Source organism: Enterococcus sp. AZ091, from assembly GCF_051714805.1.
Classification (GTDB): Bacteria; Bacillota; Bacilli; order Lactobacillales; family Enterococcaceae; genus Enterococcus_D; species Enterococcus_D gallinarum.
Genome location: NZ_JBIOSO010000002.1, coordinates 659,335 through 672,972 on the forward strand (window position 1 = coordinate 659,335; position 13,638 = coordinate 672,972).

Genomic DNA, 13,638 nt, shown 5'->3' on the forward strand with positions numbered 1-13,638 from the left:
TGGACAAGATACGCTTTTTTATTTAGTGGGTAAAAGCATCATCTAGAAAAGCTCGTTTCATTCCTGCAACTGTGCCTGCATCGTTTTCAATGTTTGGATGGAATCGTACATTTGTTGTTGCTCGGACTCATTGAGAGACATTTCAATAATTTCGCGAATGCCTTGACTATTGACGATTGCAGGGGAACTAATACAGACATCGGTTGCTTGATATTGTCCCTCTAAGTGTACAGAAACCGGCAGTACTGCATGTTCATCTTTTAAAATACTGCGGGTGATCCTAGCCAGCGAGATTGCTATCCCATAATGTGTCGAACCTTTGGCAGCAATGATGTCATAAGCGGCATTTTTCACTTTTTCTGCAATCAGGCTGAGATCCTGCTCCGAAAAATTTGGGTGTTTTTCCAACCACTCGTGAACACTTAAGCCACCAATATTGCCATGGGACCAGACTGGAAATTGGGTGTCACCATGTTCCCCTAAGACGTAAATCTGAATATCCCGTGGATCAATGGTCAACTGCTCGCCAATCGCATTACGCAAGCGCGCACTATCGAGAGAAGTTCCAGAACCAATCACTTTGTGAGAGGGAAAGCCAGTGATTTTTTTGACATAGTGAGTCAAAACATCTACTGGATTACTAGCAATCAAGAAGATCCCTTGAAAACCGCTAGCAATAACAGATTTCACGATCTTTTTCATGATCTGAGCATTCTTTTTCGTCAAATCCAGTCGTGTTTCATGGGGCAGCTGTGCTGCACCAGCGGTGATCACTACAAGATCTGCATCTCGACAATCCTCATAATCAGCAACATATAGTGTTTTGGGACCAACATATGCCAAGCCATGATTTAAATCCTGAATGTCACCCGCTGCTTTTGCCTTATCTAAATCAATAATACCAATTTCATTGCCAATTCCTTGAGCGACTAATGCAAAACTGTAACTCGAACCTACATCCCCATTTCCGATCAGAATGATTTTCTCCATGAAAGATCCTCCCAAATTTGATTCGACTTAAATACACCTAAACTGTACCAAAGAACCAGAAAAAAGAGTATTGATACGTTCTCAGGGGCGTTGCTGTCTTATGATTAGGGAAGCAATAGACGCTTAAGAGCACTTCCCCTGTCATAGTCGGAAGTGCTCTTAAGCATTCATATGAGGATTGAGACATTTGGCTAGCTTATTCCAGTCATTTTTGTCAGGGAAAGTTTTAAAAATCAAACAATCAATGTCATTAGCATAATCGGAAACATATTCTGTGTAATTTGTTACCACGAGATCAATGTGATTCATCATTAAATAATCAGGTGACAATTCATTTGAATCAGGAAAGAAAAAGTTTTTTGAGCTATGCAAGTAATGCATCGATTTGCTTTTTAAATACTGACAGAGAATATATGAGCCTTCAAATAAGAAAGCAACATTTTTTTTGGTATGCCAATAAAGCGATTTGATAGATTCCAAATAGATCGTCAGACTGGCGCTTAAATGGGATAAACTCTTTTTATTCCAAGTAGCAACAGCTAATGGATTTTCTGTGAGAAAATTCCGACATTTTTGATAAGACTCAGGAAACAAGCGCTGGGCGTAAAGATTGACATCGGCAATATTATGATTCAACAAAGGGGAGAGCAACTGCTTGATTTTGGCTACGGTAAAGAAAGATTCGATCAAGATATGATCGCGGGAGGAATTTTTGGTTTCAGGAATACAGGTAGCTACAAAATCACTGGCCAGCTGAGTGATTTCTGCCCACTGATTGTATTTTTGGCAGAAGACTTCCTCACCAGTAACGTCACTAATCGAACGCCGGCTCCAAACCAACAGAAAGAGATAGAGAATCTCTTCTTGGGGCAGTCTTTGTTGGTAGTGTTCAAAGATATGCTGATTGATTTCCGCAAATTCTTTGAAATCTTCTTTAGTTGAAAACAGTTTGCTGATTTTTTTTGGTAGTTTCACTGTGTGTCCCCCGCAATAGCGCTCAAGGGTTATGTACAAATAATAATTGAGCTCTCCAAATGAGCAGGCTTGCTTGTTGGTTCGCTGGCAGTCAGAAAAAGCTTTGACGGTGATGTCGTGAATCGCAATAGGGGGAAAGATCGTGTGTGCCGTGATTTCTGATTCATAATAAAAATCATGAAAAAATTTACGGATATCCATTTCATCGCCAATGAATGTGATTGGGTTATAATCCAGCTGCAAGTGGTAGTCGCGAAGAACAGGTTGTACTTTTCTCAAGTAACGAAGAACCGTACTCTCCGAGATATGATACCTTTCTGCCCATTCTGAAGAACGCATTTCTTCATGCTGAAAAATACTCTCGACAATATGGAAAAGAATCTCGTCAGTAATCAGTGCTCGTTTCGCTGCGAGGTACTTCGTCGGGTTCAATACGGTGAAAATATAGCCCTTGTGGGACGAATCGATATGGAGGGCATCCTTGAAATGGGACTTCATGTCTGTGATATCAGTCACAATCGTTCGCGTTGTACTTGAGGAAGCCTTTGCCAGTGCACGAGTAGAGCAAAGCGGCTCTAACTCAAATAAGTCGAGAATGCGCATCCAACGGATCGTTGCAGTATTCGTAACGAATTTCATCTGAAGCTCTCTCACTGGTTTGCTCCTTTCATTTTCCAATTAAAGAATTGAATCTGTCTATAGCTATCTTAATGAAGTTAGAATCGCAATAACAAATCACGTATTTCATCAAACGGTGAAAAAATTGACATGAATTGCCAATAAACCATTCTTTTGCAGTCATTTATTGGCAAAAAAACCAGATGAAAAAGAACAGACACCTTCCCATTTCAAAGAATAGAATATTGAAAAATAATTTAGTTTATCAGAACAGATCAAAGCGAGCACTTAAAAATAGAAAATTAAATGAGTAAAAAATGGTTTTTTCAACTATTTAAATTATTTAATTACTAGATTGAAAAAAGACTCAAAAATAATTGCAAACATCCAAGATTCCTTTAAGAAACAAAATCGTGATTTTTCTCGCTGTTTATGATGCTAGTTTTATTACAAGGGATACACCTTAACGAATGCCTGAAGAAAGATGAAAAAGAGAATGAAATTCTTTTAATGGAAAAATTGATCGTCAGAAATTAAATAACAAAATATATAGTTTTTAATGTTTTTTTATATAAAAGAAATCGCTGTTTTATTCAAGTTAAATCACAATTTTTGCAAAAACATTGTTCTTAATGATGTAAAAACTTGGTAAATTACCTTTATTTAATTTCAATTTTCTCTTATAATTAACTAGAATTGAGCAAATTTGCTTTTCTTGATTGAAAAGATAAATTTATAAAGCACAAATAATTTAGGGAGTGTGTTCATGGGAAAGCCGTTACTTAAGACTTTGACCGTTGTGGCAGTCGGTGTTGGATCCGTTGCCATTTGTTTGGTTGGGTATCGCCAGAACAATCAGCGACAATACCAGCAGCGGGTAGAATATGCGCAAACTGCGATCGCCAGTGAGACCGACAGTATTGCAACATTGAAGAAGGAGGTCGCAAGCCTTTATCTCAATGAGGATCGAACATTCTTAAAAGCGGGCATCACCGCTGATGATATCAGCCAGCTCGTTGGAAAGTTGTCCATGATCAAAGTATCTGGTGAAGAATACGGCATCGAAGAGAATGCATTGCCGGCAGATGCAAAAGAGATCCAAAAGCAGAAACAAGCCATTGACGATGAATTGAAGGATATCGAAGCAAAGCAAAAAATCCAAGAAGCAACCGATAAGCTCTTCACGAAAGGCGTCTCCAACTGGCAGAAAGCCGAAAATGACGTCATTATCAAAAAAGATCTGAAAGAGACTGACGTTGGCAGCATTCGTGAAAACTTGAATTTTTTTGAGGATGACAAATGGACAGCGTTAGTGAAAGAATACCTTGGTTTTGCAGATGCTCAACTTGATCGCGTGACAAAACTGCAAAAAGAATTTGATCGTATGCTTAAAGACGACAAAGTGACGGATGCAGTGACCTATGAGAACTACTTATCAGCCGTTGACAGCATCAGCAAAATTCGCAATAAAGACTTGAAAGAAAAATATACCAAGCTTGCAGAAACCGTCGCTTCACAAATGGGCTATGTTGGTTACTACAGCAATACAACAGATACGGCAACGACTGATGATGGCTATTCAGATAGTATGACGGATAGTTCAGAAACAGATTCAGAATCCTATTACTGATAGGAAGAGCCAACTGGAGGAATAATTATGTCAAAAGGAAAAAAGATTTTTTTGATTATTTTTGGAATCGTTGCTGTACTCGTGATCGGTGTGGTAGGAATCGGCGCCAAGTTATACATGGATCTATCTGGTTCGATCCAAAAGACCTATGAATCAGTGGAGCGTTCACAAGATGAAAAGAAACGGGAAAATCCTGTTGATTTAAAAAAACAAGAGTCCTTTTCAGTTCTATTGATGGGGATCGATACTGGGGACTTGGGACGTGTCGATCAAGGCCGTTCAGATACGATGATGGTAGCGACGGTTAGTCCAGAAGATCAACAAACAACGATCGTTAGTATTGCTCGGGATACTTATGTGGACATTGTCGGTCATGGTACGAAAGACAAAATCAATCATGCCTATGCATTTGGTGGTCCTGCAATGTCGATGGATACCGTGCAAAAATATTTAGATATTCCCGTTGATCATTACATCTCAATCAATATGGCCGGTCTGAAAGAATTGGTAGATGCCGTGGGAGGCATTGAGGTCAATAACGACCTGACTTTTAGTCAAGACAATTATGATTTCACGATTGGAAAAATCACTCTAGATGGCGATCAAGCATTGGCGTATTCCCGAATGCGGCATGAAGATCCCAATGGCGATTATGGCCGTCAAGAACGACAACGCAAAATCGTTGAGGGAATTGCTAAGAAAGTGTTGAGCTTTGATGGCGTCAGCAAATACCAAGATATCTTGAGTGCTGTCGAAAGCAATATGAAGACAGATATGAGTTTTGATAATATGCGGACGATTGCATTGGATTATCGGGATGCTTTCAAAACGATCAAACAAGATCAACTTAAAGGGGAAGGCTTCATGCAAGATGGCATTTCCTACCAACGGGTTAGTGAGGAAGAACTGAATCGAGTTCAAACAGAACTGAAAGAACAATTAAATCTAGAGAATGAATAAGAAAGTGGAGAAGAAATGGAAGAAACAATTAGCTTAAAAGAGATATTTGAAGTCTTGCGAAAACACTTGGCTTCAATCATTATTGCCATGTTTGCCGGCTTGGCACTTGCAGGAATTGCAACCTTCTTTGTGATCACACCAAAGTATAGTTCACAAGCCCAATTGATCGTGACACTGCCGCAATCGGAAACCGCAAATGTCAATGATGTCAATACCAATCTGCAAATGATCAATACGTATAAAGACATGATCGTCAGTGACTTAGTATTGAACGAAGTCAAAGATCGTCTGGAATCAGAAAGCAATGTCAAAATGACGGCTGGAGAAATCAAAGACGCGATTTCAGTCAGTCAATCTCAAAATTCCCAAATGTTTTCGATTCAAGCAACCAATCCGAATGCTGTGACCGCCCAAAAAATTGCTAACACCACAGCACTAGTCTTTCAGGAAAATGCCAAAGACGTCATGAATGTGGACAAAATTTCCATCATTTCAAGTGCTGTTGCCAGCACATCACCCGTATCGCCAAATAATAAATTAAATTTAGCTATTGGATTAGTGCTGGGGCTGATGGTCGGTGTCGGACTTGCTTTCTTATTTGAATTATTAGATCGTACCGTAAAAGACGACAAATTTGTTACCGATACGATTGGCTATACGATTTTAGGGACTGTACCTCAAATGTCGCAAAAAGAATTAAATGCGACGATCCAAAAGAAACCAACAAGACCAACTTTGAAGAAACCAACGAATGACAAAACGACGGAATCTCGTCGCAGCCGTTCGAGAGTATAGGAGGAAGAGACATGGCTAAACAACAAGAACGTAAAGGGACCCAAACCCATGCAGTAAGTCTGATCACTTTAGTGGATCCTTCTTCTCCTATTTCAGAGCAATATCGGACGATTCGAACCAATATTCAATTTGCGTCTTCAGCGGATCAACAAATAAAAACATTAGTCGTCACTTCTTCGGGACCAGGAGAAGGCAAATCGACCACATCTGCTAACCTAGCAGTGGTCTTTGCAAAATCAGGTCAACGAGTATTGTTAGTGGATGCAGATATGCGGAAACCCACCGTCCACAAAACGTTTAATTTACTGAATAATGTGGGCGTTAGTACAGTTTTGAGCACTTCAACGAATCTAGCTGAGGCAGCCCAGCAAACAGTGATCGACAATCTCTCCATTTTACCAAGTGGTCCTAAACCACCAAACCCTTCGGAATTATTGGGATCATCTAGAATGAACCAAGTGATGGCGGAAGCAAAGAAACTCTATGATATTGTGATTTTTGATATGCCGCCAGTAGTGGCAGTAACGGACGCCCAGATCATGGCTTCCAAAGCAGATGGGACGATTCTCGTTGTGCGCGAAAATGTTTCCCGCAAAGAGCCATTAACAAAGGCAAAAGAATTATTGAATATGGTGCAAGCTCGCGTATTAGGGGTAGTCTACAACGGGGCAGAGAATAACAAAGATTCAGGCTATTACTATTATTACGGGAATTAATGAATTAGGAGACGAACGAAATGATTGATTTACATTGTCATATTTTACCTGGTATCGATGATGGTGCCGAAACGATGGAAGCAAGTATTGCGATGGCAGAAAAAGCCATTAGTCAAGGAATCACTCACATCCTGTGTACGCCACATCACAACAACGGGAAATATCACAATCCAAAATCTGACGTTATTTCGTTGGTCTCTTCTTTGCAATCAGAATTAGACCAACGAAATTTGCCGTTGACCGTATTAGAAGGACAAGAGGTACGGATAACAGGAGATTTAATTGAGGATATTCGTAATGATGAGATTTTATTTACGGATCTGGACGATACGTATATTTTGATAGAATTTCCTACAATGGAAGTACCAACTTATTCCGAACAAGTCTTTTTTGAGTTGAAGAGTCTTGGAAAGACACCCGTTATCGTGCATCCAGAGCGAAACGCCTATTTTAGAAAAGATCCGAATAATTTGCTTCCATTCCTAGAAATGGGGTGCTTAGCACAATTGACGGCTCCAAGCTATATGGGAGTCTTTGGAAAAGACATACAAAAAACGGCCAAATTAATGGTTGAATACAATTTGGTTCAGATGGTAGCTTCAGATGCTCACGGAGTCAAGAAACGGACTTTTTATATGAAAGAGGCTTATGAGCAAATCGCCAAAGATTTTGATCCAAATAAAGTGGCTTTAATGAAACAAGTGGCGAAAGATTTGATAAATGGGGATCAAATCGATTATCCAGAATACACAATGATAAAAAAGAAAAAGTTTGGGTTATTTTAGGGGGCTTTTGGGTTGTTTGAGTTAACAAGAAGAAGAAAAATAGCCACGTTGATTCTAGTGGACAGCATCTTATTGGTTTTTGCCAATATTGCTTCGTATTATTTTATGAAACCATTTGTTAGGATTCCAATGGATTTTATGCAAATTTCAATTGTTCTTTCAATTGTCTTATACTGGCTATTTGGTTGGATTTTCCGCGTTTTTTCCAGAATCAATCGTTACACGAATCTGCGAGAAATGATCGCTATCTTTTTAGCGTTGACATTAAGTTCATTTGCAACGATCATTCTTCTTTTTTTCAGTAAAGAAAATTATAGTATGCGTCTGGTGATCTCTACGTACTTTCTTTCGATGTTCTTTATTATCGCTAGCCGGCTAATTTGGCGCTTGTACATCGAAAAGAAAAACAGCCGCTGCATAACGAGTGAAGAAGTAAAAAACACCTTGATTCTCGGGGCTGGAGAGGGTGGCCGAATCCTTTATAATAGCTTGCTAGGTTCAAAAACAGCTGGCGATATCAATGTGATTGGTTTCATTGATGATGATCCCAACAAAAGACATACCTATCTTTCTGGCAAGAAAGTACTTGGCTCTATCAAAGACTTACCTGAACTAGTTGAAAAATATGAAATTGCTATGATCACCATTGCGATTCCTTCGCTTTCTCGCAAAAAGCTTCGTGAGATTTTTGAATTGATCGAGCCGTTACATGTAAAAGTAAATAGTATGCCGTCAATGGAAGAAGTCGCTTCAGGAAAAATCAATCTTTCTCGCTTAAAAGAAATCGATGTGGTTGACTTATTAGGACGAGATGAAGTCCAGTTGGACATTGATGCCATCAAAGATCAAATCACAGGAAAAACGATCCTAGTGACAGGTGCCGGGGGATCAATCGGTTCAGAGATTTGTCGTCAAGTAATCCGCTTCAACCCTCGTAGGCTATTGTTACTGGGTCACGGAGAAAACTCAATCTATTTAATTGATCGCGAATTAAGAAACAACTACTCAGAGTGTGTTACGGAAATCGTTCCTATCATTGCAGACATCCAAGACCGTAAGAAAATCTTTGCAATCATGGAAGATTATCAACCAGAAATTGTTTATCATGCTGCGGCCCACAAACATGTGCCATTGATGGAATACAATCCAAGAGAAGCTGTTAAAAACAACGTCTACGGAACTAAAAATGTGGCAGAAGCTGCTAAAGCAGCCAAAGTAAAAAACTTCGTTATGGTTTCAACTGACAAAGCAAACAATCCTCCGAATGTCATGGGAGCGACGAAACGAATCGCCGAAATGATCGTTACCGGATTAAATGAAGCAGGATGTACGAAATTTTCGGCTGTCCGCTTTGGGAATGTGTTAGGTTCTAGAGGAAGTGTGATTCCCGTGTTTAGGGAACAAATCGCAAATGGCGGACCAATTACCATCACGGATTTTCGCATGACGCGCTATTTTATGACGATTCCGGAAGCCAGCCGATTAGTGATTCAATCAGGAGCTTTAGCTAAAGGTGGAGAAATCTTTATTCTAGATATGAGTGAGCCAGTCAAAATCATTGATTTAGCAAAAAATATGATTCGATTGAGTGGCTATAGTGAAGATGAGATAGAAATTATTGAGACCGGGATTCGTCCTGGGGAAAAACTCTATGAAGAACTGCTATTAGATAAAGAACGAAACGATGAAGCTGTGTTTGAGAAAATTTTTGTTGGCAATATCACTGGCTATTCAATAGCAGAAGTCATGGAATTTGTTGAACAATTATCTGATGATGACAAACAGCTAGCAAAAGATGTTGTTGCTTTTGCCAATGCTTCAAATAAATGAGGTGATTACAGTGGATTTAGTTATTGTTGGGGCAGGTGGCTTAGCAAAAGAAATAATTTTTATGGTAGAGCGAAATGATGAGTACGATATTGAAGGAATAGTTGACGATAATTGTTGTAATCTTCCTGAAAGAATACTTGGATACCCGATTTTGGGCGGCTTGGATTATTTATATCAGAGTTCAAAGAGTACAGCGGTGGTAATAGGAATTGCGTCTCCTGAAACAAAAAAAACTATATATACCAGCCTTAAAGAAAATAAAAATTTATTTTTTCCCAATATCATTGATAACACAGCACTAATTGGAAAAAGTGTTATTTTTGGCATTGGAAATATAATAATGCCTTATACAACGTTCACCTCAAGTATAACTATTGGTGATTTTAATATGATTAACATACATGCGACAATTGGGCACGATGTTAAAATAAAAGATTATAACTCTTTTTATCCAAGTGTAAATATTTCTGGAAATACAGTCATTGAGTCACTCAATGAATTTGGAGTAGGAGCGAAGGTAATTCAGAACCTCCAAATTGGTGATGGAAATATTATCGGGGCCGGTGCTGTAGTAATTCGTAGTGTCGGAATTAAGTCAAAACTAGTAGGAGTACCTGCAAAAATTATAGAAAGCTGGGATTAAGATGGTAGAAAAACGAATATTACTTTCTTCACCTCACATGAGTGAACAAGGCTTTGAGCAAGAATATGTTAAAAAAGCTTTTGATACAAATTGGATTGCTCCGTTGGGAGAGAACGTTGATGGTTTTGAAAATGAGTTAGCAAGTTATGTAGGAATAGATTATGCGGCGGCTCTATCATCGGGAACTGCTGCAATCCATTTAGCACTAAAAGCTGCTGGAGTTGGAAAAGATGATGTTGTAATATGTCAGTCCTTAACTTTCTCTGCTACAGCTAATCCAATTATTTATCAAGGAGCGATTCCTGTTTTTGTCGATAGTGATTTCGAAACTTGGAACATGAGCCCTACACATTTGAGAACTGCATTAGAAAAATATCCTGATACAAAAGCTGTTATTGTTGTGCATCTTTATGGCTTATCTGCCAATTTAGAAGAAATTATGAAAGTTTGCCAAGAATATGGAGTTACTCTTATTGAGGATGCAGCCGAGTCTCTCGGAACTACTTATAAAGGCAAACACACAGGAACTTTTGGTAAATATGGTATATACTCTTTCAACGGAAATAAAATAATTACGACATCTGGTGGTGGAATACTTGTTTCTAAGGATAAAGAAAGGATTGATAAAGCTCGTTTTTGGGCGACACAATCCCGAGATGATGCAAGACACTACCAACATAGTGAAGTCGGATTTAATTATAGAATGAGCAATATAGTGGCTGGCATTGGAAGAGGACAATTGAAAGTTCTAAATGATAGAATTGCCAAGAAAAGATATATCTTTAACTTCTACAAAAATCATTTATCAGATTTAGATGATATTAATTTTATGCCTGAAAATAGTTGGAATCAGCCTAATTTCTGGTTAAGTGCTATTACTTTAAATAATATCAATCCGAATCAGCTAATAGATGTATTACAAGAAGAAAATATTGAAGCAAGACCCATCTGGAAACCAATGCATCTTCAACCTTTTTTTGAGAAATATGATTATATTGGTGGCGAAGTTTCAGAAAATCTCTTTAATACAGGCATTTGTCTCCCTTCGGATACAAAAATGACTGAAGAAGATTTAAATAGAGTTGTGAAAAATATAAGAAAAGTGGTTACTGATGCAAACTAAAAGTTTATATGAAAGATATTTTAAAAGATTATTAGATATTATTTGTTCACTACTAGCAATTTTTGTTTTCTCTCCTTTAATAATCATTTTAGCAATTTTAATAAGATGTAAATTAGGAAGTCCAATATTTTTTGTGCAAAAAAGACCAGGAAAAAATGAAGAGATATTTTCTATGTATAAATTTAGGACTATGTCAAATAAGTTAGATAAGCACGGAAAACTCCTTCCCGATAATGAAAGGTTGACAAAATTCGGAAAAGTTCTCCGTTCGACAAGTATGGATGAATTACCTGAATTATGGAATATTTTGATGGGGCATATGTCTTTTGTCGGTCCAAGGCCGTTACTTGTTGAATATTTAGAATTATATAATGAACAGCAAAAAAAAAGACATTTAGTTAGACCTGGGCTGACAGGTTTAGCTCAAGTTAATGGAAGAAATGCAATTAGTTGGGAAAAAAAGTTTTTCTATGATATTAGATACGTAGAAAATATTACATTTATTGGAGACTTATTAATTATTTTTAAAACTATGGTAAATGTTTTCAAGCGAGAAGGCATTACAGACGAAAATCAAGCCACGGTCGAAAAGTTTAAGGGCACAAAAAATTAACGAAAAAAGGAGTTTAATTATGGGAAATCTTTTTTGGATTTCAGTATTGTTAATTTTCTATACAATGGTTGGATATCCTATTTTACTAATTTTGCTAAATAAAATACTACCTCATAAGAAAATAAAAATAGATGAATCATTTAGTCCAAATGTGACCGTTATAATTGCTGCACACAATGAAGAAAACGTTATAGAAAATAAGATTATTAACTTATTGAATGTTGATTACGAGAAAAATAAATATGAAATACTTGTTGCATCAGATTTTAGTACGGATAATACAAATACGATAGTTGAAAGATATTCAAAAGAATTTCCAGAAAATATAAAATTAGTTAAGGTTGCAAAAAGACAAGGAAAAACTAATGCACAAAACGAAGCAGTAACTAAAGCTAGAGGAGATATCCTAGTTTTTACAGATGCTAATGCAATGTTCGATAAAAATTCTATTAAACAATTGGTTTCATACTTGTCAGATTCGGAAGTAGCTTATGTATGTGGAAAGTTAGTTTATAATAATGACGACACTTCCATAGCAAGTGAATCAGAAAGTTCGTATTGGAATTTGGATTTAGCTCAAAGAAAAATTGAATCAGACTTATCTTCGATAACCGCTGGAAATGGAAGCATTTATGCGGTTAGAAAAGACGATTATATATGTATAGATCCAATATATAGTCATGATAGTGTTTTTCCTCCTAAATATGTAATTTATGGTAAAAGAGCTGTATTTAACCCAAATGCTATAGCTTATGAAAAAGCTGGAGAATCTATAGGAGATGAATTTTCGCGGAAAGTTAGGATGTCAAGAAAAATAATAGGAATTAATTTTTTAGATATATCAAAGTATAATTTCGTAAAGCATCCTTTGTTTACATTATTTTATGTATCGCATCGTACTTTCAGAAATAATCTCTATTTATTTCATATGATTGCATACCTTTCCAACTTATGTTTGATTCTAAATCAGTATAATTTTATTTTTATTGTAGCTTTCATCGTACAAAACGTATCTATTCTATCTGGATTAAACATAAAAAAAATTAAAAATAAATATTTTAGATTTATGGCTTATTATGTAATAACAATATTTGCACAATTCTTAGGAGCAAAAAATGAAATCACAGGAAAATCAAAACCATTTTGGCAAAAAGCAGAAAGTACTAGGTGATTCAATGGAAGTAATTGTATCATGCATGAATAAGGACAGTAATTTGTATAAAACTATGAACTTGTCTACGAACGCTATAATTATAAATCAAGTTAAAAAGGATGCTTTTAAATATGAGAAAATAAATTTCAAGGGTTCGAACATCAAATTTTTTTCCATGCCTGAAGTAGGAGTCGGTTTAAGTCGTAATAATGGTCTGATGAGAGCTGAAGATGAAATATTAATTATTGCTGATGAGGACGAGGTTTTTGTAAATGGTTATGAAGATATAATAAAAAAAGAATATGAAAGATTAAACGATGCAGACATGATTGTCTTTAATGTGAGGATACATCAGAATAATAAGGTTAGTGAGAGAGTTAAAAAAAATGGCAGAGTGAGAAAATTTAATTCTTTAAAGTATGGAGCCGTTACATTTACTTTTAAAAGAACAGTCTTTGAAAAAAAAAGAATTTACTTTTCACAGCTTTTTGGTGGAGGTACACAATATGGTTCAGGGGAAGATTCTCTTTTTATTATGGATGCATTAAAAAGAAAATGTAAAGTATATTCTTCAACAAAAATTATTGCAGATGTATACAATGATTGTTCATCTTGGTTTACTGGATATAATCAAAAATTTTTCGAAGATAAAGGTGCTTTATATTATTCACTATTCCCTAATTTGCATTTTATTTTTTCTTACGCATTTCTTATGAGAAGAAGTTTTGTTCTCGAAAAATTTACTTTTCATGAAGCGTATAAACTAATGCTAACAGGAGCAAAAAAATTTAAGAATAACTAAAGAGG

13 protein-coding genes are annotated in these 13,638 nt (G+C 36.7%); 11 read left to right on the forward strand and 2 right to left on the reverse strand.

Translation table 11 applies throughout. From position 1 onward, the window contains the following. Positions 1-57: 57 nt before the first annotated feature. Complete coding sequence (locus tag IGJ28_RS15510) at positions 58-990, reverse strand: L-lactate dehydrogenase (protein ID WP_170081504.1); 933 nt, start codon at positions 988-990, stop codon at positions 58-60. Positions 991-1,149: 159 nt separating this feature from the next. Then, positions 1,150-2,619 carry a helix-turn-helix domain-containing protein gene (locus IGJ28_RS15515; protein ID WP_185079675.1) on the reverse strand — a complete coding sequence of 490 codons (1,470 nt, stop codon included), beginning with the start codon at positions 2,617-2,619 and terminating at the stop codon, positions 1,150-1,152. 730 nt (positions 2,620-3,349) lie between these two features. Here IGJ28_RS15515 and IGJ28_RS15520 point away from each other — a divergent pair. From IGJ28_RS15520 to IGJ28_RS15570, 11 genes are read left to right on the forward strand one after another with little or no spacing between them, the layout of a single operon-like run. Next, on the forward strand, positions 3,350-4,213 hold the full coding sequence (locus tag IGJ28_RS15520) for a hypothetical protein (RefSeq protein WP_252711459.1): 864 nt from the start codon (positions 3,350-3,352) through the stop codon (positions 4,211-4,213). A 27-nt stretch (positions 4,214-4,240) separates the two neighbouring features. After that, a complete protein-coding gene (locus IGJ28_RS15525) occupies positions 4,241-5,173 on the forward strand; it encodes an LCP family glycopolymer transferase (RefSeq protein ID WP_029486612.1) in 933 nt (310 codons plus the stop codon). A 15-nt stretch (positions 5,174-5,188) separates the two neighbouring features. Then, entirely contained in the window at positions 5,189-5,968 is a 780-nt protein-coding gene (locus IGJ28_RS15530) for a YveK family protein (RefSeq protein ID WP_252711458.1), read from the forward strand. A gap of 11 nt (positions 5,969-5,979) precedes the next feature. Continuing rightward, a complete protein-coding gene (locus IGJ28_RS15535; protein WP_003126043.1) occupies positions 5,980-6,684 on the forward strand; it encodes a CpsD/CapB family tyrosine-protein kinase in 705 nt (234 codons plus the stop codon). Between the two features lie 20 nt (positions 6,685-6,704). After that, positions 6,705-7,469, forward strand: coding sequence for a tyrosine-protein phosphatase (locus IGJ28_RS15540; RefSeq protein ID WP_005470967.1), 765 nt, complete (start codon positions 6,705-6,707; stop codon positions 7,467-7,469). A gap of 12 nt (positions 7,470-7,481) precedes the next feature. Continuing rightward, positions 7,482-9,299, forward strand: coding sequence for a polysaccharide biosynthesis protein (locus tag IGJ28_RS15545; RefSeq protein WP_252711457.1), 1,818 nt, complete (start codon positions 7,482-7,484; stop codon positions 9,297-9,299). A 10-nt stretch (positions 9,300-9,309) separates the two neighbouring features. After that, a complete protein-coding gene (locus IGJ28_RS15550; protein WP_005470969.1) occupies positions 9,310-9,942 on the forward strand; it encodes an acetyltransferase in 633 nt (210 codons plus the stop codon). Between the two features lies 1 nt (position 9,943). After that, on the forward strand, positions 9,944-11,065 hold the full coding sequence (locus tag IGJ28_RS15555; protein ID WP_005470970.1) for a DegT/DnrJ/EryC1/StrS family aminotransferase: 1,122 nt from the start codon (positions 9,944-9,946) through the stop codon (positions 11,063-11,065). After that, entirely contained in the window at positions 11,055-11,678 is a 624-nt protein-coding gene (locus IGJ28_RS15560; protein WP_208787508.1) for a sugar transferase, read from the forward strand. Before IGJ28_RS15555 ends, IGJ28_RS15560 begins: the two co-directional genes overlap by 11 nt. 19 nt (positions 11,679-11,697) lie before the next feature. Next, the gene (locus IGJ28_RS15565; RefSeq protein ID WP_208787509.1) at positions 11,698-12,849 is read left to right on the forward strand and encodes a glycosyltransferase; all 1,152 of its coding nucleotides are present in this window, start codon (positions 11,698-11,700) and stop codon (positions 12,847-12,849) included. Beyond that, a complete protein-coding gene (locus IGJ28_RS15570; protein WP_005470973.1) occupies positions 12,794-13,633 on the forward strand; it encodes a hypothetical protein in 840 nt (279 codons plus the stop codon). Before IGJ28_RS15565 ends, IGJ28_RS15570 begins: the two co-directional genes overlap by 56 nt. The last annotated feature ends 5 nt before the right edge of the window (positions 13,634-13,638 follow it).

Coding starts and splice junctions, on each gene's coding strand:
- IGJ28_RS15510 (WP_170081504.1), bottom strand. CDS start 990: ATGGAGAAAATCATTCTGATCGGAAATGGGGATGTAGGTTCGAGTTAC.
- IGJ28_RS15520 (WP_252711459.1), top strand. CDS start 3,350: ATGGGAAAGCCGTTACTTAAGACTTTGACCGTTGTGGCAGTCGGTGTT.
- IGJ28_RS15525 (WP_029486612.1), top strand. CDS start 4,241: ATGTCAAAAGGAAAAAAGATTTTTTTGATTATTTTTGGAATCGTTGCT.
- IGJ28_RS15530 (WP_252711458.1), top strand. CDS start 5,189: ATGGAAGAAACAATTAGCTTAAAAGAGATATTTGAAGTCTTGCGAAAA.
- IGJ28_RS15535 (WP_003126043.1), top strand. CDS start 5,980: ATGGCTAAACAACAAGAACGTAAAGGGACCCAAACCCATGCAGTAAGT.
- IGJ28_RS15540 (WP_005470967.1), top strand. CDS start 6,705: ATGATTGATTTACATTGTCATATTTTACCTGGTATCGATGATGGTGCC.
- IGJ28_RS15555 (WP_005470970.1), top strand. CDS start 9,944: ATGGTAGAAAAACGAATATTACTTTCTTCACCTCACATGAGTGAACAA.
- IGJ28_RS15560 (WP_208787508.1), top strand. CDS start 11,055: ATGCAAACTAAAAGTTTATATGAAAGATATTTTAAAAGATTATTAGAT.
- IGJ28_RS15565 (WP_208787509.1), top strand. CDS start 11,698: ATGGGAAATCTTTTTTGGATTTCAGTATTGTTAATTTTCTATACAATG.
- IGJ28_RS15570 (WP_005470973.1), top strand. CDS start 12,794: ATGAAATCACAGGAAAATCAAAACCATTTTGGCAAAAAGCAGAAAGTA.